Below are 26,564 nucleotides of genomic sequence, written 5' to 3'. Positions count from 1 at the left end.
ATCACCGCGTGCTCAGGAGGCGTTTCGGCACGGCCGCCGTACTCGCTCCCATCGTCGTCGGCGCCATCGTCCTGGGCGGCCCATACGTGGTCGCCCTCGTCCTGCTCGTGACGGCCCGCGCCTCCTACGAGCTCGCCCGCGCCCTGACGCTGCCCTACCCCGCCGCCTTCGGCGCGGGGGCGCTCCCTGTCCTCCTCGCCGTCCCTTTCGGCACGACGGGCATCCTCGCCGGGGTGATGCTCGGCCTGCCCTGGGCGCTGTTCTGGCTCGCGGGCTACCCCGAGGCCCGGACGCTCAGGGCCATGCTCGCCCTGATGCTGATGGCGACGTGGGTCGGGGCGCCGCTGGCGCACGTGTACCTGATCGGGGACCAGACGAACGACCTCGACGGGGTCTACCTCGTCCTTATCGCGGTCGCCGGCCCCTGGGTCTCCGACTCGGGCGCCTACTTTGCGGGCCTCCTCTTCGGCCGCCACCCGCTCTTCCCGTCCCTCAGCCCGAAAAAGACGATCGAGGGCGCCATAGGCGGCATCGTCCTGACGACGGCGGTCGTCGCCCCCCTGGCAAACCTGCTCCTGGATCTCCCCCTGTGGACCTCGGCGCTGGCGGGCGTGGTGATCTCGATCGTAAGCCAGGCGGGCGACCTCTTCGAGTCGATCCTGAAGCGCCTCCTCGGCCTCAAGGACCTCGGCCGCGCCCTGCCCGGCCACGGCGGCATCCTCGACCGCATCGATAGCCTCTTGTTCACAGCCCCGGCCGTCTACTACCTCTACACTCTCTTTCTGACATGAACGAAGAAAAGAAACGCCTCACCATCCTCGGCTCCACCGGCAGCGTCGGCCTCCAGGCCCTCGACGTCGTCCGCGCCCACCCCGACCGCTTCGAGATCGTGGGCCTCTCCGCCTCCTCGAGCGCGAAGGTCCTGCGCCAGCAGGCCGAGGAGTTCGCTCCGCGCTACCTCGCCCTCGAGAACGGCGACCCGACCCCCCTGAACGGCCTGAGGGCCGAGATCCTCACCGGACCCGGCTCCGCCGCGACCCTCGCCGAAGCCCCCACGGACGTCGTCCTCAACGCCATCGTAGGCTTCGCCGGCCTCGCCGCCACCGTAAAGGCCCTCGAAACGGGCAACCGCGTAGCCCTCGCCAACAAGGAATCCCTCGTAACCGGCGGCGAATGGGTCATGAAGCTAGCCAGCGAAGCAAATAACCGCATAATACCCGTGGATTCGGAGCATTCGGCGATCTTCCAGTGTCTGGAGGGGCGGGCTGAGGCGGAGATCTCGGGGGTTTTGCTGACGGCTTCTGGCGGGCCGTTCTTCGGTCGGGAGAGCCTGGAGGGGCTCGGTCCGGAGGACGCGCTCAAGCACCCGACTTGGCGGATGGGGCCTAAGATCACGATCGACTCGGCGACGATGATGAACAAGGGCCTGGAGGTGATAGAGGCGCACCACCTCTTCGGCGTCGCCTACGAGGCCGTGAAGGTCGTCGTGCACCGGCAGTCCGTCGTGCACGGCGGGGCGCTGTTCAACGACGGCGCCGTCGTCCTGCACGCGGCGAACCCCGACATGCGGCTGCCCATTGCGTACGGCGTCCTGTACCCGGAGCGGGCCGACGTCGGCGTCGAGGCCGTGCCGTTCGGCGGGTCCACCTGGACCTTCGAGGAGCCCCGGAACGACGCCTTCCGCTGCCTGCCGCTCGCGATCGAGGCGGGGCGTCGCGGAGGGGCGTATCCGGTCGCCCTCAACGCGGCGAACGAGGTGGCCGTCCAGGCTTTCCTTGACCTCAGGATAGAATTCCTGCGTATAGCAGACGTAGTCGAGGAGGTGCTTTCGACCGTGCCCGAGTTCGGTGCGATGCAAAGCATGGAGTCAATAACCAGCGTGGACCGCTGGGGTCGAGAAGAGGCGGAGCGCGCCGTGCGGGGGGCCGAGGCCCGGTGACCGTGGTAGTCGCCCTGCTCGGCCTGATCCTGCTCGTCGTCGTCCACGAGCTGGGCCACATGCTCGTCGCCAAGGCGATGGGCGTCCACGTCCCCGAGTTCGGCATAGGCTTCGGCCCCGCCATCTTCAAAAAGAAGTTCGGCAAGACGGTCTACTCTTTCCGCATAATACTCCTCGGTGGCTTCGCCAAGATGGAGGGGATGGAAGGGATGGCGAGCGTCGAGGAGGAGACGGGGGAGCGCGGGCCGAACGCTTATCCGTCCAAGCCGGCGTGGCGGCGGGCCGCGATCATCTTCGCGGGGCCGTTCGCGAACCTTTTGGCGGCGGTGGTGATCTTCTTCGGGGTGTACATGGCCGGCGCGCCGACCGGCATCACGACGACCGTCGAGGAGGTCGTCCCGGACTCGCTCGCCGCGGAGCTCCAGCTGCGGCCGGGGGATCGCATCGTCTCCGCATACGGCGAGCCCGTCGGCGAGTGGTCCGAGTTTCAGGAGATCATGGCCGGCCGGCGGATCGGGGACCCCGTGGACCTCGTCGTGGAACGGGGCGGGCGGGACCTGGAGCTCTCCGGGGAGCTCGGGGCGGACCCGACAAACCCGGAGCGGGCCATCGTCGGCATACAGCCGGCCGCCACGACCGCGGCCGGGCCCATCGAGGCGTTCGTGGAGGCGGTCGGCCGCACGATACAGGTGATCGGGCTCTTCGGCTGGTTCGTCGGGCAGCTCGTCACCGGCGGGATCGACTTCTTCGATTCCGTCTCCAGCCCGATCGGGGTGGTCTCCGTGAGCAGCACGGTGGCGTCCCAGGGGCTCTTGAGCTTCGCGAACCTGCTCGCGTTCATCAGCTTGAACCTCGCCGTCTTTAACTTGCTGCCGATCCTGCCGCTCGACGGCGGACACCTGTTCTTTATCGCGGCGGAGAAGGTCATCGGCAGGCCGGTCAGGCCCGAGACGATCGGGAAGGTCGCGGCGTTCGGGCTGGCGTTAATTCTCATGCTTTTCGTGTTCGCAACCTACGCGGATGTTAGTAAAATCGTAGAGGGGCAGCCGTTCATCCCCGAGCAGCCCGAGAGACGTCCGTAACAAACATGGGAGTGAGATGACCGAGGCAGCGATACAGGAGAGGCCGATCACGAGCCGCAGGATCGAGGTCGGCGGCGTGCCGATCGGCGGCGGGGCCCAGGTCGCCGTCCAGTCCATGACGAACACGATGACCTACGACGTGGAGGCGACGGTCAATCAGGTCTACGACCTCAGCGCCGCCGGCGCGGACCTCGTGCGCGTCTCCGTCAACGGCTCCAAGGCCCTGAAGGGCTTCCGCGAGGTCGTGTGGCGGAGCCCGGTCCCCCTGATCGCGGACATCCACTTCGACTACCGGATGGCGCTCGGGGCCGCCGACGCCGGGGCGGCGTGCGTGCGCATCAACCCCGGCAACGTCGGCAGCGACGACCGCTACAAGCAGGTCATCGAGAAGTGCATGGAGACCGGCGTCGCCATGCGCATCGGCGTCAACTCCGGGTCCGTTGAGAAGAAGTACTGGCACCTCCCGAAGGCCGAGGCGCTCGTGACCAGCGCGCTCGACAAGGTCGAGATCGCCGAGGAGATGGGCTTCTACAACTTCAAGGTCTCCCTGAAGGCGAGCCACGTCCCCGAGATGGTCGAGGCGAACAGGAAGTTCCGCGAGCACTCCGACGCCCCCTTGCACCTCGGCGTCACCGAGGCCGGGACGAAGCTCAACGGCTCCATAAAGAGCGCGGCCGCCCTCGGCCAGCTCCTGCCGTACGGCATCGGGGACACCATCCGCATCTCGCTCGCGGAGGACCCGGTCGAGGAGATCCCGGTGGCGTACCAGATCCTCTCGTCCCTGAACCTTCGCCACCGCGGCCCGAACGTCATCGCGTGCCCGAGCTGCGCCCGAACCCTGGGCTTCGACGTCATAGGGATGGCGGCCCAGGTCGAGGACAAGCTCAAGAACTTCGAGGACCACTTCACCGTCGCGGTCATGGGCTGCATCGTGAACGGCCCCGGGGAGGCCAGGGACGCGGACTACGGCGTCGCGGGCGGCAAGGACGACGGCGTGATCTTCGCGAAGGGCAAGCCCCTCCGCAAGGTCGGCCGCGACGAGATCTACGACGCCCTCTTCGAGGAGATAGAGAAGGACGGCTGGAAGTAAGGGGCCTGGGTGGGCTCCTCCCGGCGTAGGGATGTGCTGCGCCGGGAGTTGAGCAAGGAGCCGAGCCGCGCCCGGCGCTTCATGGCGCCGCTCTACGTCCTGGTGGCGCTCGCCGGCTTCTTTCTCGTCCTCTCCGCGGGGACCCCGCGCCTCTCCGCGCCGGCCTTCGGGTTTCTCGCCGTCGCCGCGGGGTTGCTCCTCGGCGGCCTGGCCGACCTCGGCGCCGGGGGGTCCCCAGGAGCCCGCGCGTCGCTGCGCGTGGCGGGCTTCGCGCTCGGGATCTCAGGGCTGCTGGCGGTCTTGCTGGCGAGCGTCCTGTCCGGCGGTTGAGCCGCGTCTCCTACCTTGTAACCTACATACTCTGATGTACAATCAGTGGTGTTGTTGAGGAGCAAGGGGCCTTTCGGGGCTCGTTGCTTTTTTAACGTCTTGATGAGGGAGTGCTCGAAACGGCGAGTTTGGAGAGATTGGCGGAGGTCGTGGAGGGGGCCCTTCCGGAGGGTGCGGAGCTTGTACAAGCCCGCTTCGACGGTGGGCCTTTTCTTACGCTGCTCGTGGACCGGGAGGACGGACCCGTGGACCACGAGTTTTGTAGGCGGGTGGCGGGGGTCGTAACCCCGGCCCTGGAGGACGAGGGATACGACGGGCTCGTCGAGGTCTCCTCTCCGGGGATAGAGCGCCCGCTGACCAAGCCGGAGCACTTCCGCCGCTACGCAGGTCACGAGGCGAAGGTCAAGGTTTCGGAGCCCATCGAGGGCCGGCGGAACTTTACCGGGGTCATAGACCGGGCGGGCGAAAACAGCTTCGTACTAAAACTCCCGGAGGGGGGAGCGGAGGTGGAGCTGCCGTTCGGCTCCGTAGCCCGAGCGAACCTCAAGGAGGACATATAACAGGATGAACACCGCACTACTATCGGCGCTGCACGAGATCGAGGCGGACAAGGGCATCTCCTTCGACGTCGTCAAGGGGGTCCTCGAGGAGTCCCTGCTCGCGGCCTACGAGGGCCGGGAGGGGGCCGAGGAGGGGGCCGAGGTGGTCCTCGACCGCGAGACAGGCGACCTCCGGGTGATGAAGGACGGCGAGGACATAACGCCGCACGACTTCACCAGGATCGCCGCGCAGACCATGCGCACGACCTTCTACCAGCGCCTGAACGAGATAAACAACGACCAGCTCCTCGCGGAGTACGGCGACCGCATCGGCGACGTCGTCACCGGGATCGTGCAGCAGGCGCACCGCCGGATGACGCTCGTCGACCTCGGAAGGGTCGAGGCGCTCCTGCCGGCCAGCGAGCAGGTGCCGAACGAGCGCTACGAGAACGGCCAGCGCCTCAAGGTCTACCTCCTGGAGATCCGGGAGCCCGGCCGGGGGCCGAGCCTCACCGTGAGCCGCCGCCACGAGGGGCTCCTCAGGGGCCTCTTCGAGCTGGAGGTACCGGAGATCTACGACAAGCTCGTGGAGATACGGGCGGTCGCCCGCGAGGCGGGCCTGCGCTCGAAGGTCGCCGTGTGGTCCAACGAGCAGGGAATAGACCCGGTCGGGGCCTGCGTGGGGCCGAGGGGGAGCCGCGTGCGCGCGGTCGTCTCCGAGCTTCGCAACGAGAAGATAGACATCATCCAGTGGCACCCGGACCCGGCGCAGTTTATAGCGAAGGCCCTGAGCCCGGCGCGCGTCCGCGAGGTCTACCTCGACGAGGACGAGAAGCAGGCCGAGGTCATAGTGCCCGACGATCAGCTCTCGCTGGCCATAGGCCGGGAGGGGCAAAACGCCCGGCTCGCGGTGAAGCTGACGGACTGGAAGATAGACATAAAGCCCGAAAGCCAGGCGGGCGACTTCGAGGACGAGGAAGAGGACTGGGAGCCGGAGGCGGACAGCGCCATGCACCGCTGCCGGGCCGTCCTCTCCAACGGCCGGAGGTGCGCCAACACCGCGCTGCCGGGGTCGCTGTTCTGCGGCATACCGTCGCACCAGGCCCAGGCCGCCGAGTTCGAGGGCCTGGTAGAGGGCTCTTAGGGGGTTAGATGAGTAAGCGCGTATACGAGATAGCCAGGGAACTGAACCTGGACAACAAAGAGGTAATAGGCCGCCTGCAGCAGGCCGGCGTGGAGGTCAAGAGCCACTCTTCTTCGGTGGAGGACTCCGTCTACGACCGCGTCTTCGGGGACGGCCAGAACGGGAAGGCCGAGGCCGCTCCGGCCGCCTCCAACGGCGGCGGCAACGGCCGGCCGGCCGAGGCGGCCCCTTCGGGTCGCCCGGGCGGCAAGGGCGGCAAGAACAAGCGGCGCCGGGTCGTCATCGACGCGAGCGCGACGAACCGCGGCCCGAGGCCGACCGCCACGGAGGTCCCGCAGAAGGAGGCCCCGAAGCCTGTTGCGGCGGCGGAGGCCAAGGAAGAAGAGGGCACGGCCGTAAAGGTCGAGCCGGGCGCCACGGTCGCGGACCTGGCCGGCGCCCTCGGGGTGCCGCCGACCAGGATCATCAAGATCCTCATGGGCATGGGCGAGATGAAGACCATGACCCAGACGCTCTCCACCGACGAGATCGAGCTTATCGCCGACGACATGGGCGTCGAGGTCGAGGTCGCCGCCATCGAGGAGCCGGTCGAGGCCACGCTCCCCGAGGACTCCCCGGAGGACCTCGTGGAGAAGCCGCCGGTGGTCACGGTCATGGGCCACGTCGACCACGGGAAGACGTCGCTGCTCGACCGCGTCCGCCAGGCCAACGTGCAGAGCGGCGAGGCCGGCGGGATCACGCAGCACATCGGCGCGTACCAGGCTAGCCTGGGCGACCGTAAGATCACCTTCGTCGACACCCCGGGCCACGAGGCGTTCACCGAGATGCGGGCCCGCGGCGCGAGGATCACGGACGTCGTGGTGCTCGTCGTCGCCGCCGACGACGGCGTTATGCCCCAGACGGACGAGGCGATAGAGCACGCCAAGGCCGCCGGCGTCCCGATCGTCGTCGCGGTCAACAAGATCGACGTTGCGAACGCGAACCCGGATCGGGTCCTCGGCCAGCTCTCCGAGCGCGAGCTCGTGCCGGAGGAGTACGGCGGTGAGACGGTGACGGTCCGCGTCTCGGCGAAGACCGGCGAGGGCTTCGAGGAGCTTCTGGAGAACATCCTCATCGTCGCCGAGCTCGAGGACCTGAAGGCCAACCCGCACGCCCCCGCCAGCGGGTACGTGATCGAGTCGGAGCGCGACCCGGGCCGCGGTCCGGTTGCGACGCTGCTCGTGAACCGGGGCACCCTGAAGAAGAGCGACGTGGTGCTCGCCGGCACCGCCTACGGGCGCGTCCGCGCGATGCTCGACTACACCGGCAAGCGCATAAAGCAGGCGGGCCCCGGCGAGCCGGTCGAGATCCTCGGCCTCTCCGGCGTCTCCGAGGCGGGCACCCGCTTCGAGGTGACGGAGAACGAGCGCGCCGCGCGCGACCGCGCCCAGCAGGCCGAGGCGGCCCTCCGCCGCCAGGAGCTCGCGCAGGGCGGCCCGAGGCGCACCCTGGAGGAGCTCTTGGGCCAGGGCGGCGTGCAGGACCTCAACCTCGTCGTGAAGGCGGACGTCGCGGGCTCCGTCGAGGCCCTCAAGGAGGCCCTCGCGAAGCTCTCGACCGAGGAGGTTCGGGTGAACATCGTCCGGAGCGGCGTCGGCGCGCTGACGGACTCCGACGTCATGCTCGCGAGCGCCTCCGACGGCATCCTGCTCGGCTTCAACGTGCGCCCGACGACGACCGCCAAGCAGGTCGCCGAGCGCGAGGGCGTCGAGATCCGGACCTACGACGTGATCTATAAGGCGCTCGAGGAGATCGAGGCGGCCATGCGCGGCATGCTGGCCCCCGAGCAGGAGGAGCGCGAGACGGCCTCGGCCGAGGCCCGCGCGATCTTCCGGGTCCCGAGCGTAGGCGTGATCGCCGGCTGCTACGTTACGAGCGGCGAGGTCGTCCGCAACAACCGCGTGCGCGTCGTTCGCGACGGCACGGTGGTCTACGAGGGGAACATCTCCTCGTTGAAGCGCTTCAAGGACGACGCCCGTTCGGTGAGGGCGGGCTTCGAGTGCGGCATCGGCGTCGAGAACTTCAACGACGTCAAGGAGGGCGACGTCCTCGAGTTCTTCGAGGTCGTCGAGGTCCCGAGGTAAGGGGACCCCTGCAAAGTTGTTCTGCGCGGTAAGGCTGGAGCTGGAGTTGCCCTTCAGCTCCAGCTTGAAGCAGAAGCGCCAAATCCTCCGGTCGCTCAAGGACCGGCTCCGCCGCAGGAACGTCTCGGTCGTGGAGGCGGGCCAGCAGGACGCCTGGCAGAGGGCGACGGTAGAGTTCGCCTTCGCCGCGGTGGACCGGTTCTCCCTCGAGGAGAAGCGCGAGGAGATACGCCGCTCGCTCCTCAACTACGAGGAGCTCTCGATCTCGCAGTGGCGGGAGGAGTTCGTAAAGCTATGAGCGAACGCACGCGAAAGGTAGAATCGCAGCTCAAGGAGATCGTGGGCGAGGAGCTCGCCTCGCTCTCGGACCCGCGCATCAACGGGCTCGTGACGGTGACCGCCGTCCGGGTGAGCCCGGACCTCGCGGTCGCCACGGTCTTCTACAGCTTGCTCGCCGGCGAGGACGCCGAAGAAGCGCAGGACGGCCTCGACAGCGCCGCCGGACGCATCCAGAGCGCCGTCGGGCGCCAGACGCGCATGAGGCGCACGCCGCGCTTACGCTTCGAGCCGGACCCGATCGTCGATAACGTCGATCGGATCAACGCAGCACTGAGAGATATCAGGGAGACGGGAGACGATGGAGACAAGGACCAGTAACACGGTGCGGGAGGTTGCCGACCTCCTCAAAAGCCTCGACAGGGTGGCGGTGACGACGCACGTCGGCGCCGACGGCGACGCCATTGGCTCCTCGGCGGCGCTCGTGCGCCTCGCGCGCTCCCTCGGGGCGGAGGCCGTCTTCTGCCACCGCGAGCCCGTCCCGAACTACCTCCGCTGGCTCGTCCCCGGCGAGCCCCTGACGGAGCTCCCGCCGGACCACGACCTCCTCGTCGTCGACACCTCGCGCGCCGACAGGGTCGGCGTCGACTACGAGGGGACCCCCGTCCGCCTCAACCTCGACCACCACGCGGACAACCCCCTCTACGGCGAGTACAACTACGTCGACGGGACGGCGGCGGCGAGCGCCCAGATCGTCGCCTCCCTGTACGAGGAGTGCGGCATTCCCCTCGACCGCGACGCGGCGACGGCGATCTACACCGGCGTCTCGACGGACACCGGCGGCTTCCGGTTCCGCAACGTCTCGCCGGCCGCCCACGAGCTCGTCGCCGACCTCCTGAGGGCCGGCGTCGTCCCGGCCGAGGTGGACGATCGGATCAACCGCACCGGCACGGTCCCGCAGCTGAGGATCGTCGGCGCCTCGCTCGCCAACGCCGAGCTCCACGGGAGCGCCCTGATCTCCACGGTGGACGGCGAGGACTACGAGCGGACCGGCGGGTCGGAGCTCGACTCGAAGGAGTCCATCGACCGCCTGCGCACGGTGGCCGGCGTCGAGGTCGTCGCCCACCTGCGCGAGGTCGACGGCGGCACGAAGGGCTCCCTGCGCTCGGAGAGCGTCGACGTCTCGCAGGTAGCGAACCGCTTCGGCGGGGGCGGCCACCGCCTCGCCGCGGGCTTCACCATCAAGGGCAAGAAGCCGGACGAGGCGAAGGCCGATCTCCTCGACGCCCTTCAAGGCGTCGTCGACCTCGGCGAGGAGCCGGGTCCGAACGGCGGGGGCGCGAGATAGCCGGAGCCGGACAGCGGGAGGACGAGGGGATGCGCTCCCCGGAGGCGCCCTCCGGCGCGCTGCTCCTGGACAAGCCGACCGGCATCACCAGCGCCCGGGCCGTCGCCCGCGTGAAGCGCCTCTTGCCGAAGGGGACCAAGATCGGCCACACCGGCACCCTGGACCCCCTCGCCTCCGGCCTCCTCGTCCTCATGCTGGGCCGGGCGACCCGCCTCTCCCGCTACGTCACGGGCCTCGACAAGGCCTACACCGCGACGGCCCGCCTCGGCGCCGTCTCCGACACCCTCGACGCCGACAGCGTGGTCTCGCCGCTGCCGGACGCCCCCGTGCCGACGGAGGACGAGCTGCGCGCCGCCGCGCGGGCCCTCACCGGAGAACTCCTGCAGGTCCCCCCGATGGCCTCGGCCGTGAAGGTCGGCGGCGAGCGTCTCTACAAAGCCCACCGCCGCGGCGAGGAGATCGAGCGCGAGGCCCGCCCCGTAACCGTCCACGCCCTCGACCTCGTCTCCTACGACGAGGACGAAGCCTGCGCGACCTTCCGCATCCGCTGCGGCAGCGGAACCTACGTCCGGTCCCTGATCTCGGACCTCGCCGCCTCCCTCGGCACCGGCGCCTACCTCACCGCCCTGCGCCGAACCTCGGTCGGCCACCTCTCCGTCGAAGGGGCCCCCTCCCCGGAAGACCTCGCCGCCGACCTCCTAGATAACCACATAATACATCCGAGGGCGTGGTTGGGCATTTGCCCGGCGTGGAGGTCGAAGAGGCAGAGCGGTCTTACGTGTGCAACGGCAGGAAGATGGGGGCGTTCGGGGTTGGCGGTCCGTTTCGGGTGGAGCACGGGGGGGAGCTCTTGGCCGTGTATCGGGACGACGGGGAGATCTCGCGGGCGGAGGTCGTGCTGTGCGCGGGGTAGTCGTGGCGCTCGGGAACTTCGACGGGGTGCACCTCGGGCATCAGGCGGTGCTCGGGCGCGCCGTGGAGGAGGGGCGCGCCCGCGGGGCGAGCGTCGTCGCGGCGACCTTCGACCCCCATCCCAGGGAGGTCTTGTGGCCCGGGACGGGGCCGAAGCTGCTGAGCACCCCGGAGGTGAGGCGGGAGCTGCTGCTGCGGTACGGGGCGGACGAGGTCCGCGAGATCCCCTTCGATCTGGCCCTCTCGAAGAAGGGCCCGAGGAGTTCGTGCGCGACGTGCTCGTGGGGACGATAGGGGCCGCGGCCGTGGTCGTCGGGGAGAACTTCCGGTACGGGCACCGGGCGGCGGGGACTTCGAGAGCCTCAGGAGACACATGCGCGCCCTGGGCGGGGAGGCGTACGCCGTCTCGATCCTGGCCGCCGAGGAGGACGTCAGCTCGACCCGGATCCGGGAGCTCGTGGCGGCGGGTGAGGTTCGGGAGGCGGCGGGTCTCCTGGGGCGGGCGTATTCTCTGCGAGGGCCCGTCGTCGCCGGGGATCGGCGGGGGCGCCAGATCGGCTTCCCGACCGCGAACGTGCTTCCGGACCCTCGCGTCGTGGGCCCGGGGATCGGCGTGTACGCCGGCAACGTGACCGTCGACGGGCGGGTGTACGGTGCTTGCACCAACGTCGGCGAGGCGCCGACCTTCGAGCGGCACGAGCGGCGGGTCGAGGCGTACCTGCTCGGGTTCGAGGGGATTTGTACGGGAAGGTCGTCGAGGTGAGCTTCGTGGAGAAGCTCAGGGGCGAGAAGCGCTTCTCCGGGATAGAGGAGCTCAAGGCGCAGATAGGGCGCGACGTCGAGGAGGCGCGGGGGTGCTCGGGGCGGTCTAGGGGCGTTTGCTAGCCCTTGTGGTAGCATAGAGGTTGACAAGAAACAGGTTGAGACTATAAGAGACGGCAAAGAGGAGAAAGACGAAGTTGGCGGTTGTCGAGAACAAAGAGGCGATAATCTCGGAGTACGCGGTCCAGGAGGGCGACACCGGCTCGCCCGAGGTCCAGGTTGCGGTGTTGACCACGCGCATCCGACACCTCACGGAGCACCTGCGTACCCACAAGCACGATTACCATTCCAGGCGAGGGCTTCTGAAGCTGGTCGGCAAGAGGCGCCGGCTCCTCAAGTACCTCCAGAGCAAGGATGTCGAGCGTTACCGTTCGCTCATCGCCAGGCTCGGTCTGCGCCGCTAGGGTAGCGGTACGGCAAGCATCGAGTCTTCAAAAGCAGCAAGAGGAGAAAAGAATATGCGTTTAGAGATACCGGTAGGCGAGCACTCCATCGTGCTCGAGACCGGGAAGATGGCGCGCCAGGCGGGGGCTCCGTCATGGCGCGTCTCGGCGACACTGTGGTTCTGTCCACGGCGACGGGCTCGTCTTCCCGAGGCCGGGGGTCAACTTCCTCCCCCTGAGCGTCGACATCGAGGAGCGGATGGCGGCGGCCGGCAAGATCCCGGGCGGCTTCATCAAGCGCGAGGGGAGGCCCTCCGAGAGGGCGGTCCTCACGGCGCGGCTCACGGACCGGCCGATCAGGCCGCTCTTCCCCAGGGGCTACCGCAACGAGATCCAGGTTATAGGGACGGTCTTCGCGGCCGACCAGGAGGTCCCGTACGACACGGTGAGCATGGTCGGGGCGTCGGCGGCGCTCTCGCTCTCGGACATCCCGTTCGACGGTCCGATCGGCGCGGTGCGCGTCGGCCGGTCGATGGACGGCGAGTTCATCCTCAACCCGACCTACGGGCAGATCGCCGAGAGCGACCTCGACCTCGTGGTGGCGGGGACGAAGGAGGCCATCACCATGGTCGAGGCGGGGGCGAACGAGGTCCCCGAGGAGGTCATGGTCGACGCCATGCTCGTCGCCCAGGAGGCGATCAGCCGGATCGCCGAGGCGATCGAGGGCTACGCCGCCGAGCACGGCAAGCCCAAGCGCGAGGTCGTCGCGGCCGACGACGCTAACCCGTTCCTCGACGACCTTCGGGGCGCTACCTCGACCGGGTCAAGGACGCCATCGTCAACCCGGACCGCAGGGGCCGGGGCGAGGCGATGGACGAGCTCAAGGCCGAGCTCACCGAGGGGCGCGACGAGGAAGAGGCCGCGCAGATCGGCGAGGCCGTGAGCGTCCTCCAGAAGGAGGCGTTCCGCAAGCTGTACATAGAGGACAGGAAGAGGACCGACCTCAGGGCGATGGACGAGATCCGTCCGACCACCGCCGAGGTCGGGCTCATACCGCGCGTCCACGGCTCCGCGCTGTTCACGCGCGGCGAGACGCAGGCCCTCTCGGAGCTCGCGCTGGCCGACCTCGGGCTCTCCCAGCGGCTCGACACCATAGAGCCGGTCACGGGTAAGCGCTACATGCACCACTACAACTTCCCGCCCTACTCCACCGGCGAGACCGGCAGGGTCGGGAGCCCCCGCAGGCGCGAGATCGGCCACGGGGCGCTCGCCGAGCGCGCGCTCGTGCCGGTCTTGCCCGCCGAGGACGTCTTCCCGTACGCCCTCAGGATCGTCTCGGACATCCTGGAGTCCAACGGCTCGTCCTCGATGGCGAGCGTCTGCGGCTCGACGCTGTCGCTCATGGACGGCGGCGTGCCGATCAAGGCGCCGGTCGCGGGCGTGGCGATGGGCCTGGTCAAGGAGGGCGACGACTACGTCATCCTCACGGACATACAGGGGCTCGAGGACCACAACGGCGACATGGACTTCAAGGTCGCGGGGACGCGCGACGGGATCACGGCGCTCCAGATGGACATGAAGATCACCGGCGTTTCGGCCGAGCTTCTGAGGGAGGCGCTCGCGCAGGCCAAGAAGGGCCGCGTGGAGCTTCTGGACATCATGGCCGACGTCATCGCGGAGCCGAGGACCGAGGTCTCGGACTTCGCCCCGCGCGTCGAGGTGTTGAAGATCCCGACGGACAAGATCGGGCTCCTGATAGGCCCGGGCGGCAAGACCATCAACGCGCTGCAGGACCAGTTCGGGGTCAACATCTCCGTCGAGGACGACGGGACGGTCTACGTCTCCGGCGAGGGCGTGGTCACCAAGGAGGCCGCGGCCGCCATCAACGGGATGACCAAGGACGTCGAGGCCGGCGAGATCTACAACGGCAAGGTCGTCAAGACGACGAACTTTGGCGCCTTCGTGGAGCTCACCCCGGGCCGCGACGGTCTCGTGCACATCTCGCGCCTCGCCCCCGGAAAGACGAGGGTCGAGCGGGTCGAGGACGTCGTCAGCGAGGGCGACCGGATCAAGGTCCGCGTCCTCGAGATAGACAAGCAGAAGCGCATCTCCCTGGAGAAGCTGGAGGACTAGAGGTTGAGCGAGAGGAACGTAAACAAGAAGGAGCTTCCGGGGGCCTACGCGTCTTTTCGGAGCCCTTGAGCGAGGCGACGAGCGTCTCCCTGGGGTCTGGATCCGCGCCGGCAGCCGCGACGAGAAGGACGAGGTGGCCGGGATAACCCACCTCATGGAGCATATGCTCTTCAAGGGCACCCCCTCGATGGACGCCCTCGGCATCGCCGAGGCGTTCGAGGGGATCGGGGCCCAGGAGAACGCGGCGACGGGCGAGGAGTACACCGTGCTCTACGCCCGGTTCCTCCCCGAGCACCTCGAGCGTGCGCTGGACATCATGAGCGACATGATCACGCGCCCGACCTTCGCGGATCTCGAGCGCGAGCGCGAGGTCATCGTCGAGGAGATCCGGATGTACGAGGATCGGCCGGACCAGCTCGCCGACGAGTACCTCTCCGGCCTCGTCTTCCACGGCGACCCCTTGGGGCGCCCGATCATCGGCTCCGCCGAGACGGTGCGCGGCGTGGACCACGACACCCTCAAGGGCTTTCACCGGAACACCTACACCGCGCCTAACGTCTTCGTCGTGGGCGCCGGGAAGCTCGAGTCCGAGTCGTTCGAGAAGATGGTCGAGGAGAAGCTCGGCGCGGCGCTCCCCTCGGGTGAGCCGTTCGTGCGCAGGGCGCAGGTCACCCCGCCGGAGAGCCGCTTCTTCTACAAGTTCAAGGAGACGGAGCAGTACCACGTCGCGATGGGCTCGCAGGGGATACCGGCGAGCAGCGGCGACCGCTACGCGATGCTCGCCCTGAACAACGTGCTCGGCGGCGGCATGTCCAGCCGGCTCTTCCAGGAGGTGCGTGAGAAGCGCGGGCTCGCCTACGCCGTCTACTCGTACCACCAGGGATATTCCGACGCGGGCGCCGTCAAGATGTACGTCGGCTCCACGACCGGGAACGTCGAGGAGGCCGTGAAGATCATCGCCGAGCAGCTCGACCGGGTACGCGAGGAGCCCGTCACCGAGGAGGAGCTCCACCGCACCAAGGAGCAGCTCAAGAGCTCGACGATCCTCGCCCTGGAGAGCACCGCGACGCGCATGACGCGCGTCGGGCGCAGCGTCATCACCGGCTCCGAGCTTCTGACGCCCGAGGAGATCTCGGCCAGGATAGACGCGGTGACCGCGGAGGACGTCAAGCGCCTCGCCGAAGGACACCTGAAGAGGGGCGACATGTACCTCTCCGCCGTCGGCCCGAAAGAGCTCGACCTCGGCAGGCACCTCGCGGCGTAAACGAACAAAGCCACAAAGCAGCAACCAACCCGGGCCGGCCAGCCTCTCATCTCGCTGGCCGGCCGGGGCGTTTTCTAGGAGGTAAGCAACGATTTTGGACAGCAAAGCACTGCAGGTCATCCCCCTCGGAGGACTGGGGGAGATCGGCAAGAACATGACGGCCGTGCGCCAGGAGAGCGGGATCGTTCTCATCGACGCCGGCATGTCCTTCCCGGACGAGGAGATGCCCGGGATCGACCTGGTCCTCCCGGACTTCTCCTACCTCAGGGAGCACCGCGACGAGCTTAAGGGCATCGTCCTCACCCACGGCCACGAGGACCACGTCGGCGCCCTGCCGTACCTGTTGCGCGAGTTCAACGTGCCCGTGTACGGGACGAAGCTCACTTTAGGGCTCGTGCGCCCCAAGCTCGCCGAGCACGGCATAAAGAAGGGCGACCTCAGGGAGATCAAGGCCGGAGACCGACAGAAGCTCGGCGGCTTCGGCATGGAGTTTATAAACGTCAACCACTCCATCCCCGACGCCGTCGCGGTCGCGCTGCGCACGAACGCGGGCCTCATCGTCTTCAGCGGCGACTACAAGATCGACCTGACGCCCATAGAGGGCGAGCCGATGGACCTGAACCGCTACGCCGCTCTGGGCCAGGAGGGCGTGCTCGCGTACTTCGGCGACTCGACGAACTCCGAGCGCCCCGGCTTCGTGCCCTCGGAGCGCGTGGTCAACGAGACCTTTAACCAGGTCTTCGAGAGGGCGACGGGGCGCATCATCGTCGCCTCGTTCGCGAGCCACATCCACCGCGTCAACCAGGTCGTCGAGGCGGCCAAGGCGCACGGGCGGCTCGTCGGGGTGACGGGGCGGTCCATGATCCGCAACGTGCAGATCGCGCGGGAGCTCGGCTACATGGACCTTCCGCAGTCGATGTACGTGGACCAGCGCGACATCAACAAGGTCCCGGACTCGGACATCGTGATCCTGACGACGGGCTCCCAGGGCGAGCCGATGGCCGCCCTCTCGCGCATCGCCGCGGGGCAGCACCGGACCATCGAGGCGGGCGCGGGCGACATCGTCATCGTCTCCGCCCACCCGATCCCGGGGAACGAGCGGGGGGTCTCGCGCACGATCAACAGCCTCATGAAGCGGGGCGCCGAGGTGCTGTACACGCCCTTGAGCCGCGTCCACGTCTCCGGGCACGCGGCGCAGGAGGAGCAGAAGATCGTGCTCTCGCTGCTGAAGCCGAAGTACCTCGTCCCCGTGCACGGCGAGTACCGGATGCAGAAGCACCACAAGGACACGGCGATCTCCATGGGCATCCCCGAGGAGAACATCCTTATCCTGGAGAACGGCGAGCCCGTCGAGTTCGAGGGCGGCGAGGCGAGGCGGCTGGAGACCGTCTCCAGCGGCATGTTCCTCGTGGACGCCGGCAGCGTCGCCGACAACTCCGACGCGATCATGCGCGAGCGCCAGCAGCTCTCCGAGGAGGGCATGTTCATCGTCGTCGCGCGCATCAACTCGAAGTCGGGCGAGCTTCTGGGGCCGCCGGACGTCATCTCCCGCGGCTTCGTCGACCCGCAGGCCCAGAACGGCCTCGTAGACGAGTCTGTCGCCACCGTCACGAAGACTCTTGAGCGGACCGCGCAGCGCCACGTCACGGACTGGTCCGAGTTGAAGAAGGCGATCCGTAAGGACCTCGCGGGCCTCCTCTCGGAGAAGACGCGCAAGCGCCCGATCATCCTGCCCCTAATCGTAGAGGTCTAGGGGGAGGGGCACCACATAACGTGCCCCACCTCCGCCCCTTCGCCCTGCGCTAGACTTGCGTGCATGGCGACGAACAGATCCCCCCGCAGACACTCGACCCGCGCCTCGACAAAGGCCGCGGGCAAGGGCTCGAGCAAGGCTTCCAACTCGAAGAAACGCTCTTCCGCAAAGGGCGGGGGCTCCGGTCCCTTCTCGCGCCTCGGCGAGGTTCTCTCCCGCGAGGCGATCGGCCTCGTCCTGCTCGTCGCGGGGATCTTCTTTACCGCTTCCTTCGTCACCGGCCGCGGGGCCGTGCTGGGCGAGGCGGGTCTTCTAGCCGCGACCCGTACCCTAGGCGTCGTCGGCCTCGCCCTCGCGCCCCTCGCGGTGCTCGCCGGGGCCCTCTTGCTGCTCGGCCGCTTCCCGGGGAGGAGGGCCGCGGGGCTCGCGCTGCTCCTGGTCTCGATCGCCGCGACCCTCGCGGCCACCCTCCCCCCGCAGACGCGCTTCGACGAGGCCGTCTACCCCGACCGCGGCGGTCTCGTGGGCAGCGGGATCTACGGGGCCCTGGCCGTCGCCGGCGGTCCCGTCGGCGCCGCCCTCGCCCTCCTCGCCCTCTACGCCGCCGGCGTCTTCCTCCTGACCGGCCTCTCGCCGCGGGACTCGGCCGCCGGCGCGAGCGCCCGGGCGGGCTCCGCCGCGAGCACGCTCCGGGAGAAGCTCCGCGACGCACGGGAGCGCCGCAGGCAGCAGGGTGCTCAGAAGGTTCGTCAGGCGAGCCCGAAGCGCGCCCGCCCGGCGCAGGAGGAGCTCCGCGGCGTCCACGGCGGACCCTCGGAGTCCGAAGCCCCCGGTGCGCTCCCAGAAGACGCCGGGGCGCCGCCCTTGCAGCCGGCCGCCCGGGTCTTCGACTACGAGGGCGGGCCGGAAGGGTCCACCGAGGACGAGCCGGAGGAGCCGTTCGAGATCGTGCTGCCGGAATTTCGGGAAGAGGCGGGTCTCGACGAGGAGGGGCCCGTGATCCCGGGCGAGTACTCGCTGCCGCCCCTGTCCCTCCTGAGGCCGGGCCGGGGCGACCCGGAGCACGACGCCGAGGGGACGAGCAGGCGCCTCACGCGCGCCCTCGCCGACCTCGGGGTCGAGGCGACCGTCGTGCGCGCGGTCGTCGGCCCGCGCGTGACGCGCTACGAGCTCAGGCTGGGGAGCGGCGTCAAGGTCGGCAAGGTCAGAAACCTGCAGCAGGACATCGCCTACGCCCTCGCCGCGACCGAGGTCCGCATCCTCGCGCCCATCCCCGGCAAGAGCGCCGTCGGGGTCGAGGTCCCGAACACCCGCCCGGCCGTCGTCACTCTAGGCGACGTCTTCCGCGAGTACCCCGCCGGCAACGACTGGAGCCTGCCGGTTGCTTTGGGCAAGGACATCTCCGGGAGGGCCGTCTTCTTCGACATGGCGGAGATGCCCCACCTTCTGGTCGCCGGGACCACGGGGAGCGGCAAGAGCGTGATGCTCAACGGCCTCCTGACCTCGCTGCTGCTGACCACCGACCCCCGGCAGGTCAAGATGGTCCTTATCGACCCGAAGCGGGTCGAGCTCTCGCAGTTTGCGCGCGTCCCGCACCTCATAACCCCCGTGGTTACGGACGTCAAAAAGGCCGCCAACGCCCTCTCGTGGGCCGTGGCCGAGATGGAGCGGCGCTACGAGGTCCTGGAGAAGTTCGGGGTTCGCTCCCTCGACGGCTACAACGAGAAGCGCCCCGAGAAGCAGATGCCCTACGTCGTCGTCGTCATCGACGAGCTCGCCGACCTCATGATGACCTCCGCCGCCAAGGTCGAGGACGCGGTCATCCGGCTCGCCCAGAAGGCGCGCGCCGTCGGCATCCACCTCGTCGTCGCCACGCAGCGCCCGAGCGTCGACGTGATCACCGGCATGATCAAGGCGAACGTCCCGAGCCGCATCGCCTTCGCCGTCTCCAGCCAGGTGGACTCCCGCGTGATCCTGGACACCCCGGGCGCGGAGGCCCTCCTCGGCCAGGGCGACATGCTCTTCAAGCCGGTGAGCGCGCTGAGGCCCTCGCGCGTGCAGGGCGCGTACCTCTCGGAGGCGGAGGTCGACGAGGTCGTCACCGCGTGCGCCGAGCGGGCTCAGGCGAGGTTCGTCGAGGAGGTGACGGAGACCCGCGGGGAGAAGGAGGAGAGCGGGGAGCCCGAGGACGAGCTCTTGCCGGACGCGGCGAGCTTCGTCGTCGCCACGCAGCAGGCCTCGGTGAGCGCCGTGCAGCGGCGCTTCCGCGTCGGGTACTCGCGCGCGGGCAGGATCGTCGACGCCCTCGAACGCAAGGGCGTCGTCGGCCCCCACGAGGGCTCGAAGAGCCGCTCCGTGATCGTCACGGAGCTCGAGCTGCCCCGAATCTTCGACCCCGAAGGGTCCGGAGACGGGACGAACCCCGGCGGTCCCGACGGCCGCGCCGGGGGCGTCGACGGCGACGAGGGGGCGTTCCCGTTCGGCCGCTTCGACGAGGAGCGCGGGACCGGTGGCGGGGACCCCTACGGCGCCCCTCGCGACCGGGAGTAGCGCCGCCTCGGGCTTCTAGATTTTGCCCCTTTTGTGGTAGGCTCCGGTCAGGTGAGCGACGGGATGGACAACGGGCGGGACGAAGGCGGCAGGACCGGCGAGCTTCTCGAGCGCGTCCGCAGGGAGAGGGGACTCTCGCTGCGCGACGTGGAGAACGCGACCAAGATCCGCACCCGCTACCTCGAGGGCCTGGAGCGGGAGGACTACTCCATGCTCCCGGACCAGGTCTACGTCCAGGGCTTCCTGAAGACCTACGCGAACTACCTCGGCCTCGACGGAGAGGGCCTCGCCCAGGAGTTCAGGGAGCGCCGCGCCCCGCGCCGGGAGAGGGCCCTGAACTACGAGCGCCCCCGAAACAGCGAGTTCGAGCGGCCCGTCATGAGCCCGGGCGGCCTCGCGGGCGCCGAGCGGCGCAGGGTCTCGGGCGCGGCCGTCTTCACCGTGGTCCTCGCCCTGATCCTCATAGCCCTCGTCGGGGCGCCCTCTACTACGTGGGCTCCCGTTCCGCGAGCACGCCCGAGAGCGGGGGCTCCGCGAACGTCGAGCCCGCCCCCAGCAGGAGGAGGAAGAGGAGCCCCGCCCCGCCGGGAGGACGAAGCGCCCGCCCCGAGGAGCGCCCGTCCCCGAGGAGCCCGAGGAGGAGGCGCCCGCCGAACCCGAGGGGCCCGACGAGCCCGCCGAGGAGGCCCCCGACGCGGCGACCGACGAGAACGTCGACGTGGTGGTGAGCGTGGGGGAGAGGGCGTCGTGGCTCAACGTCGAGGCCGACGGGGTGGTCCTGTTCTACGAGACCGCGCCCGCCGGGTTCCAATCGACCTTCGAGGGGCCGAGTACGTCAGCGTGACGGCCGGCGACGCCGGGGCGGTCGCCGTCGAGGTGGACGGCAGGAGCGTCGGGCCCCTGGGGTACGACGGGCAGATCACGACGCAGACCTACACCCTCGGGGCGCCGCCCCCGCGTAAGCGCCCGCCCCCGGATTTCTGCCTTTATCATCCCCAAAGGGTTATTGGGAGGCCCCTACCCCCGCTGTATAATCCTCCTTGCATAAGAAGAGCCGATCAGAACCGACGACAAGACACCGTTTTTGGAGGATGCAACAGTGGACAAGACCAAAGCGATAGGCGCCGCCGTCTCGCAGATAGAGAAGGCCTTCGGCAAGGGTTCGATCATGCGCATGGGCGACGAGGGCCCGAAGAAGATGTCCTCGATCTCGACCGGCGCCCTCGCCCTCGACCTCGCGCTCGGTATCGGCGGGGTGCCGAGGGGGCGCATCGTCGAGATCTACGGCCCCGAGTCGAGCGGCAAGACGACCCTCGCCCTGCACGTGATCGCCGAGGCCCAGAAGGCCGGCGGCCTCGCGGCGTTCATCGACGCCGAGCACGCCCTCGACCCGACCTACGCCGAGGCGATCGGCGTCGACCTCGAGAACCTGTACTTCTCCCAGCCGGACAACGGCGAGCAGGCCCTCGAGATCGCCGACACCCTCATACGAAGCGGCGCCCTCGACGTCGTCGTCATCGATTCCGTCGCCGCCCTCGTGCCGCGCGCCGAGATCGAGGGCGAGATGGGCGACTCCCACGTCGGCCTCCAGGCCCGCCTCATGAGCCAGGCCCTCAGGAAGCTCTCGGGCTCCCTGAGCCGCTCGGACACGACGGCCATCTTCATCAACCAGCTGCGCGAGAAGATCGGGGTAATGTTCGGCTCCCCGGAGACGACCCCGGGCGGCCGCGCCCTGAAGTTCTACTCGAGCGTCAGGCTCGACGTCCGCAGGATCGGGGCGCTCAAGGCCGGCACCGACACGGTGGGCAACCAGACGAAGGTGACGGTCCGCAAGAACAAGGTGGCGCCGCCGTTCAAGGAGGTCTTCTTCGACATCATGTACGGGGAGGGGATCTCCAAGGAGGGGAGCCTCCTGGACATGGGCATCCAGCACGACGTGGTGCAGAAGTCCGGCGCCTGGTTCGCCTACGGCGACGAGCGGCTCGGCCAGGGCCGCGAGAACGCCAAGCAGTTTCTCAAGGAGAACGACTCCGTGCGCAACCGCATCCTCGCCGACATCCACGAGAAGCTCGGCTTCGCCGAGCCCGCCGACGGCCCCGAGGACGACGGGGCGGAGGACGGCGCGCCGAACGGCCGCGCCGCCGCGCTCGGCTCCGAGCGCCTGGGCTAGAGCCCCCGGCCCCGCTACGACGGCGAAGGGCAGGCACTCTTGCCGACCGTGACCGGCCTCGTCGAGCGGCGGGGCCGGGCGAAGGTCTTCGTCGACGGCGAGTTCTGGGCCGTGCTCGACGCCGCCGTGGCCTTCGACCTGGGCCTCGCCGAGGGGGTCGAGCTCTCCGACGAGGGTCTGCGGGAGGCGAGGGTCGCGGGGGAGCGTCCCCTGGCGATGACGCGCGCCCTGAACGTGCTCGGCTACCGGGCGCGCGCCGAGGGCGAGCTGCGGACCCGGCTCGAGCGGGCGGGCTACGCCGACGCGACGGTCGGGGCCGTCCTCGAGAGGCTGCGGGAGCTCGGGTACCTCGACGACGGGGAGTTCGCCAGAAACGCCGCCCACGAGAAGTCCCGCAAGTACGGGCCGCGCAGGATCCTCGTCGACCTCAAGAAGAGCGGGGTGGACGAGGAGGTGGCGCGCGAGGCCGTCGAGGAGGAGTTCTCCGGCGACGACGAGATCGAGGCCGCGTCCGCGGCGGCACAGCGGCGTTATAATACCGGGGAGAGGTCCGACGCGCTCGCGCGCCGGGTCTACGGCTTCCTCGCTCGGAGGGGGTACTCGGCGGGTGTGTGCGCCGAGGTTGCCAGAAGGTACCGCGAGGGGGGAGACGGGGAGTAAAGACCGGAGCTTTCCGGCCGCTGCTCCGCGACGGTGGTGGGTGGGGTACGTGGCGGTCACGCCTTCGCGCTCCCGGGTCGCGGCTAGCGGCCTTTTTTGGAGGAATAGTTTATGGAAGTTTTGCTACTGGTCCTCGGCGTCGTCGCCGGCCTGGGCCTCGGGGCCGCCGCAGGCTACCTGTACTTCAGATCGAGGGCGCGGGCGTCGGCGGACGCCGAGGGTGTGGAGGCGCGCGACTCCGCCCGCAGGATCGTCGAGGAGGCCCGCCGCGAGGCCGAGGCCACGCGCCGAGAGGCGGAGCTAGCGGCCAAAGAGGCGGCGATCAGGGCGAAGGACGAGGCGGAGGCCGAGGCGCGGGCGCGCAGGGCGGAGCTCGCCAGGGTCGAGGAGCGTCTGGAGAACCGCGACGCCGCGCTCGACCGGCGCGACGGGGAGATGGACCGCGAGAGGCGCGAGCTCTCCCGCCGCGAGGAGGCCCTGAGGGCGCGCGCCGTCGAGCTCGACGGGCGCGAGGCCGAGCAGCTCAAGGTTCTGGAAGAGGTTTCGGGCCTGACGCGCGCCGACGCGGAGCGCAGGCTCGTCCATGACCTTGAAGTAGAGCTCGAGGACCGGCTCGGGAGGATGGTCAGGGATAGGACCTTCGAGGCCGAGGAGAGGGCCGACGCGGAGGCTCGCCGGATCACGGCGCTCACGATGGAGCGCCTCGCGTCGGACCTGACCGCCGAGTCGACGGTCAAGGCCATCTCGCTCCCCTCCGACGACCTCAAGGGGCGCATCATCGGGCGGGAGGGCAGGAACATCCGGGCCTTCGAGGCCGCCACGGGGGTGGACGTCATCATCGACGATACGCCCGAGACGGTCGTCATCTCGAGCTTCGACCCCGTGCGCCGCGAGGTCGGCCGCGTCTCGATGGAGCGGCTGGTGCAGGACGGGCGCATCCACCCGGGCCGCATCGAGCAGATCGTCTCCAAGGCCAAAAAGGACGTCGAGAAGGAGGTCAAGGCGGCGGGTAGGCAGGCCGTCTTCGACGCCAAGATCTCTGGCGGCATGGCCCCGGACCTCGTGCGCATGCTCGGCGCCCTCAGGTACCGCACCTCCTACGGGCAGAACGTCCTCTCCCACTCCGTCGAGGTCGCCAACCTCTGCGGGATGATGGCCGCCGAGCTCGGGGCGAACGTGAAGCTCGCGCGCCGGGGCGCCCTGCTCCACGACGTCGGCAAGGCCGTCGACCACGAGGTCGAGGGGACGCACGCCCTCATCGGCGGGCGCATGGCGAAGAAGGCCGGCGAGTCCGAGGACGTGGTCCGCGCGATCTCCGCCCACCACCACGAGATCGAGATGGAGACCGTGGAGGACGTCCTCGTGGCGACCGCCGACGCCGTCTCGGCGTCGCGCCCGGGGGCGAGGCGCGAGTCGAGCGAGATGTATATAGAGCGCCTGCGCTCCCTCGAGGACATAGCCCTCGGCCACCGCGGGGTGGACAAGGCCTACGCGATACAGGCCGGGCGCGAGATCCGTGTGATGGTCCAGCCGAGCGAGGTCGACGACCGCATCGCCGCCAAGCTCGCCTTCGACATCTCCAAGCAGATCGAGCAGGACCTCGAGTACCCCGGCCAGATCAAGGTGACCGTGATCCGCGAGAGCCGCGTGACCGAGGTCGCCCGCTAGGGAGCGCACCCGTGGAGGGACCGTACCGCGACCTCGGCGCCGGCTTCGCCCGCCTCGCCGGCGCCGAGGGCCTGAGGCGCACACCCGTCCCTCTGCGCTCCGTCGAAGACGCCCTCTTCGAGCTCCTCCGCAACGCCCGCGACGCCGGCGCCTCGAACATCTACGTCGCCTCCATCCTCAAGGCCCGCCGCTACCGCCACCTCACGGTCCTGGACGACGGCCACGGCATCCCCGCCTCCCACGCCCACCTCGTCTTCGAGCCGGGCGTGACCACCCGCCACCTCTCCCCGGTCCCCGAACCCCCCGGGCGCACAGGAGCCCCCTCGACGGCCCCGCACGGCGCCGGACTCTCCCTGCACCACATACGACAAGCCGCCGTCTCCGCCGAGGTCCTCTCGCCGTCCTCCCCGACCTCCGTCAGAGCCGTCTTCGACACCCGCGACGGCCTCCCCGAAAAGAGGCTCCAGTCCGCCTCCAAACCCTCGAGATCCAATGTCCTCGCCGTCCTCTCCCGCTTCGCCCAGACCGCCCGCAACGGCCCCCGAACCCCCCCGAACCTCTTCCACGGCTCCCCGGCCAGCATCCTCGCCAGACTCATACACAACCGCATAATACAAGAAAATTCGTCGCACGCCGTCGAGCTGCGGGAGAAGGCGGGTTCGCTGGGTTTGGGGGTGTCGTTGAGGACGGCGCAGAGGGTGCTCTCAGGGGCCATTGCGGCGGCGGAGCCTTTGGGTGCGGTTCCCGTGGGGGAGGCGGGGCCGGGCGTCGGCAGGGGGAGAGCGGGGGTGGTAGCCCTCGTGCCGGAGGGCCTATACTCACGCTCGGGGACGAGGAGCTCGAGGAGCTCTCCGCCGTCCTCCGGAGGGTCGCCAGGGCGAGCTACCTCGACCTCTCCGGGCTCGCCGCCGAGGGGCGGCCGGGCGAGATCGTGATCAAGGCCCGCGTCTACGAACCTGAGGAGGAGTACGGGGATGACTAGCACCACGAACGGTCCGGGCAAGGTATCTACGAACGGCCCGGCGCCCGTCGCTGTGACGCTCGGCCGCAAACCCCGCCCGGCGGGCTCCGGCGTCGGGGGAGGCGCCCTGGCTCCGGGCGCCGGCAAGACCGCGTGCATCAGGACGTTCGGCTGCCAGATGAACGTCCACGACTCCGACAGGATGCTGCGCATGATCCGGGACGCCGGATACGCCGAGGTCCAGCGCTACGAGGACGCCGACGTCGTCGTGCTGAACACCTGCTACGTCCGGGAGAACGCCGTGGACCGCGTCCGCGGCCACCTCGGCGAGCTCTCGCGCCTCAAGAAGGAAGGCCGCGTCAAGAAGGTGGCGCTCACCGGCTGCGTCGGCGCCGCCAAGGAGTCGTCCGAGCTCCAGAACACCTACGGCGTGGACCTCGTTCTAGGCACCCATAATACATACGAGTTGGCGGAGTTCGTGGGGCTGCCGGGGATGGAAGAGACGTACACGCCGGACCTGCCGGGGACCGAAGGCGAGCACCAGGCGTTCGTGACCATTATGACGGGTTGCAACTACCAGTGCAGCTACTGCATCGTCCCGACCGTCAGGGGCAGGATGGCGTGCAGGCCGATGGAGGGCGTCGTCGAGGAGGTCAGGAGGCTCGTCGGGTCCGGCACGAAGTACGTGACCCTGCTGGGGCAGACGGTCGACGCGTGGCGGGAGAAGGACGGCGGGAAGAGGTTCTGCGACCTTTTGGAGAGGGTCGCCGACGAGGCGCCGAGGGTGTGGTTCACGACCAGCCACCCGTCGAACATGGAAGATCGGACGCTCAGGCTGATCGGCGAGAAGGAGACCATCGTGGGCAGGCTGCACCTGCCGGTGCAGTCGGGGTCCGACCGGATGCTCAGGGCGATGCACCGCGGCTATAAGGCCGACAGGTACCGCAGGAAGATCGAGGTGTTCCGGGAGGCGGTGCCGGACGGCACGCTCTCGACGGACATCATCGTCGGGCATCCGGGCGAGACCGAGGCCGACCACGAGGAGACGCTGAGGCTCGTGGAGGATTGCGCGTTCGACTCCGCGTACGTCTTCAAGTTCTCCCCCCGCAAAGGGACGGAGGCCGCGGAGATGGCGGCCGAGGAGACCGTGCCAGACGACGTCTCGCAGAAGAGGTTCCTCCAGGTCCTGCGCGCCGTCGAAGGGAACGCCTCCCGGAGGAACAGGGCCAAGGTCGGGGCCCTCGAGGAGATATACGTAAGGCACGGGCGCACCGGGGAGGGGCGCGCGATCGGGGAGACCTGGAGCGGTCACGCCGTCCACGTGCCGACGGGCGCAGCACCCGGGGAGTACGTGACCGCGAGAATCGAGGGCGCGGGCCCGCACGTGCTCTACGCGGGCGAGCCGGCCTTCTAGGGG

Annotated in this window: 26 protein-coding genes and 3 pseudogenes; 27 read left to right on the top strand and 2 right to left on the bottom strand. The window is 69.2% G+C overall.

All coding sequences use genetic code 11. The annotated features are described in order from the left end of the window. Window positions 1-8: 8 nt before the first annotated feature. From GBA65_RS11005 to GBA65_RS26405, 22 genes and pseudogenes are all read left to right on the top strand, one after another. A complete protein-coding gene (locus GBA65_RS11005) occupies window positions 9-791 on the top strand; it encodes a phosphatidate cytidylyltransferase (RefSeq protein WP_166396597.1) in 783 nt (260 codons plus the stop codon). Next, on the top strand, window positions 788-1,939 hold the full coding sequence (gene dxr / locus GBA65_RS11000) for a 1-deoxy-D-xylulose-5-phosphate reductoisomerase (protein ID WP_166396596.1): 1,152 nt from the start codon (window positions 788-790) through the stop codon (window positions 1,937-1,939). Before GBA65_RS11005 ends, dxr begins: the two co-directional genes overlap by 4 nt. Next, the gene (locus tag GBA65_RS10995; RefSeq protein WP_166396595.1) at window positions 1,936-3,021 is read left to right on the top strand and encodes a M50 family metallopeptidase; all 1,086 of its coding nucleotides are present in this window, start codon (window positions 1,936-1,938) and stop codon (window positions 3,019-3,021) included. The genes dxr and GBA65_RS10995 overlap by 4 nt, the downstream gene beginning before the upstream one ends. 16 nt (window positions 3,022-3,037) lie before the next feature. Further along, window positions 3,038-4,111: a flavodoxin-dependent (E)-4-hydroxy-3-methylbut-2-enyl-diphosphate synthase gene (ispG, locus tag GBA65_RS10990; protein WP_166396594.1), complete on the top strand. Its 1,074-nt coding sequence runs from the start codon at window positions 3,038-3,040 to the stop codon at window positions 4,109-4,111. Window positions 4,112-4,159: 48 nt separating this feature from the next. Next, the gene (locus tag GBA65_RS10985; RefSeq protein WP_166396593.1) at window positions 4,160-4,441 is read left to right on the top strand and encodes a hypothetical protein; all 282 of its coding nucleotides are present in this window, start codon (window positions 4,160-4,162) and stop codon (window positions 4,439-4,441) included. Window positions 4,442-4,569: 128 nt separating this feature from the next. Further along, window positions 4,570-5,001 carry a ribosome maturation factor RimP gene (gene rimP / locus GBA65_RS10980; protein ID WP_166396592.1) on the top strand — a complete coding sequence of 144 codons (432 nt, stop codon included), beginning with the start codon at window positions 4,570-4,572 and terminating at the stop codon, window positions 4,999-5,001. A gap of 4 nt (window positions 5,002-5,005) precedes the next feature. Beyond that, a complete protein-coding gene (gene nusA / locus GBA65_RS10975) occupies window positions 5,006-6,124 on the top strand; it encodes a transcription termination factor NusA (RefSeq protein ID WP_166396591.1) in 1,119 nt (372 codons plus the stop codon). An 8-nt stretch (window positions 6,125-6,132) separates the two neighbouring features. Further along, window positions 6,133-8,247, top strand: coding sequence for a translation initiation factor IF-2 (gene infB / locus GBA65_RS10970; protein WP_166396590.1), 2,115 nt, complete (start codon window positions 6,133-6,135; stop codon window positions 8,245-8,247). 16 nt (window positions 8,248-8,263) lie between these two features. Beyond that, complete coding sequence (locus GBA65_RS10965) at window positions 8,264-8,545, top strand: DUF503 domain-containing protein (RefSeq protein WP_166396589.1); 282 nt, start codon at window positions 8,264-8,266, stop codon at window positions 8,543-8,545. After that, the gene (rbfA, locus tag GBA65_RS10960) at window positions 8,542-8,904 is read left to right on the top strand and encodes a 30S ribosome-binding factor RbfA (protein WP_166396588.1); all 363 of its coding nucleotides are present in this window, start codon (window positions 8,542-8,544) and stop codon (window positions 8,902-8,904) included. Before GBA65_RS10965 ends, rbfA begins: the two co-directional genes overlap by 4 nt. Next, complete coding sequence (locus tag GBA65_RS10955) at window positions 8,885-9,871, top strand: DHH family phosphoesterase (protein ID WP_166396587.1); 987 nt, start codon at window positions 8,885-8,887, stop codon at window positions 9,869-9,871. Before rbfA ends, GBA65_RS10955 begins: the two co-directional genes overlap by 20 nt. Window positions 9,872-9,900: 29 nt before the next feature. After that, window positions 9,901-10,479, top strand: a pseudogene (gene truB / locus GBA65_RS26410) (tRNA pseudouridine(55) synthase TruB); the annotation flags it as partial. Between the two features lie 131 nt (window positions 10,480-10,610). Further along, on the top strand, window positions 10,611-10,784 hold the full coding sequence (locus GBA65_RS23075; RefSeq protein ID WP_207955696.1) for a hypothetical protein: 174 nt from the start codon (window positions 10,611-10,613) through the stop codon (window positions 10,782-10,784). Next, window positions 10,772-11,077 carry an adenylyltransferase/cytidyltransferase family protein gene (locus GBA65_RS23070; protein WP_207955695.1) on the top strand — a complete coding sequence of 102 codons (306 nt, stop codon included), beginning with the start codon at window positions 10,772-10,774 and terminating at the stop codon, window positions 11,075-11,077. The genes GBA65_RS23075 and GBA65_RS23070 overlap by 13 nt, the downstream gene beginning before the upstream one ends. 79 nt (window positions 11,078-11,156) lie before the next feature. After that, window positions 11,157-11,668: pseudogene (locus GBA65_RS23065) on the top strand (riboflavin kinase). 74 nt (window positions 11,669-11,742) lie between these two features. After that, window positions 11,743-12,009, top strand: a complete 267-nt coding sequence (gene rpsO, locus GBA65_RS10940) for a 30S ribosomal protein S15 (RefSeq protein WP_166396586.1) — start codon at window positions 11,743-11,745, stop codon at window positions 12,007-12,009. Window positions 12,010-12,247: 238 nt separating this feature from the next. Continuing rightward, complete coding sequence (locus GBA65_RS24310) at window positions 12,248-12,931, top strand: hypothetical protein (protein WP_266096477.1); 684 nt, start codon at window positions 12,248-12,250, stop codon at window positions 12,929-12,931. Further along, complete coding sequence (locus GBA65_RS24305; RefSeq protein ID WP_266096476.1) at window positions 12,859-14,121, top strand: polyribonucleotide nucleotidyltransferase; 1,263 nt, start codon at window positions 12,859-12,861, stop codon at window positions 14,119-14,121. The genes GBA65_RS24310 and GBA65_RS24305 overlap by 73 nt, the downstream gene beginning before the upstream one ends. 133 nt (window positions 14,122-14,254) lie before the next feature. Continuing rightward, on the top strand, window positions 14,255-15,385 hold the full coding sequence (locus tag GBA65_RS10930; RefSeq protein ID WP_166396585.1) for a M16 family metallopeptidase: 1,131 nt from the start codon (window positions 14,255-14,257) through the stop codon (window positions 15,383-15,385). Between the two features lie 94 nt (window positions 15,386-15,479). Next, the gene (locus tag GBA65_RS10925) at window positions 15,480-17,138 is read left to right on the top strand and encodes a ribonuclease J (protein ID WP_228281242.1); all 1,659 of its coding nucleotides are present in this window, start codon (window positions 15,480-15,482) and stop codon (window positions 17,136-17,138) included. 63 nt (window positions 17,139-17,201) lie between these two features. Next, entirely contained in the window at window positions 17,202-19,688 is a 2,487-nt protein-coding gene (locus GBA65_RS10920) for an FtsK/SpoIIIE family DNA translocase (protein WP_166396584.1), read from the top strand. Between the two features lie 63 nt (window positions 19,689-19,751). Further along, window positions 19,752-19,910 (top strand): annotated as a pseudogene (locus GBA65_RS26405) (helix-turn-helix domain-containing protein); the annotation flags it as partial. A 116-nt stretch (window positions 19,911-20,026) separates the two neighbouring features. Here the strand turns inward: GBA65_RS26405 and GBA65_RS25185 are convergent. Next, entirely contained in the window at window positions 20,027-20,152 is a 126-nt protein-coding gene (locus GBA65_RS25185; protein ID WP_266096475.1) for a hypothetical protein, read from the bottom strand. 23 nt (window positions 20,153-20,175) lie between these two features. Continuing rightward, window positions 20,176-20,499 carry a hypothetical protein gene (locus GBA65_RS10910; RefSeq protein ID WP_166396583.1) on the bottom strand — a complete coding sequence of 108 codons (324 nt, stop codon included), beginning with the start codon at window positions 20,497-20,499 and terminating at the stop codon, window positions 20,176-20,178. A 288-nt stretch (window positions 20,500-20,787) separates the two neighbouring features. Here GBA65_RS10910 and recA point away from each other — a divergent pair, with 288 nt between their 5' ends. From recA to GBA65_RS10885, 5 genes are all read left to right on the top strand, one after another. Next, window positions 20,788-21,858 carry a recombinase RecA gene (recA, locus tag GBA65_RS10905; protein ID WP_166396582.1) on the top strand — a complete coding sequence of 357 codons (1,071 nt, stop codon included), beginning with the start codon at window positions 20,788-20,790 and terminating at the stop codon, window positions 21,856-21,858. A 48-nt stretch (window positions 21,859-21,906) separates the two neighbouring features. Next, window positions 21,907-22,518: a regulatory protein RecX gene (locus GBA65_RS10900; RefSeq protein WP_228281956.1), complete on the top strand. Its 612-nt coding sequence runs from the start codon at window positions 21,907-21,909 to the stop codon at window positions 22,516-22,518. 111 nt (window positions 22,519-22,629) lie between these two features. Next, window positions 22,630-24,186, top strand: a complete 1,557-nt coding sequence (rny, locus tag GBA65_RS10895) for a ribonuclease Y (RefSeq protein ID WP_166396580.1) — start codon at window positions 22,630-22,632, stop codon at window positions 24,184-24,186. Between the two features lie 11 nt (window positions 24,187-24,197). Then, window positions 24,198-25,121, top strand: coding sequence for an ATP-binding protein (locus GBA65_RS10890; RefSeq protein WP_166396579.1), 924 nt, complete (start codon window positions 24,198-24,200; stop codon window positions 25,119-25,121). A 39-nt stretch (window positions 25,122-25,160) separates the two neighbouring features. Beyond that, window positions 25,161-26,561: a MiaB/RimO family radical SAM methylthiotransferase gene (locus tag GBA65_RS10885; RefSeq protein WP_166396578.1), complete on the top strand. Its 1,401-nt coding sequence runs from the start codon at window positions 25,161-25,163 to the stop codon at window positions 26,559-26,561. The last annotated feature ends 3 nt before the right edge of the window (window positions 26,562-26,564 follow it).

The sequence above is a fragment of the Rubrobacter marinus genome, from assembly GCF_011492965.1.
GTDB lineage: Bacteria > Actinomycetota > Rubrobacteria > Rubrobacterales > Rubrobacteraceae > Rubrobacter_F > Rubrobacter_F marinus.
Note: the sequence above shows the minus strand (reverse complement) of the source record. Positions and strands in the feature narration are given on the sequence as shown.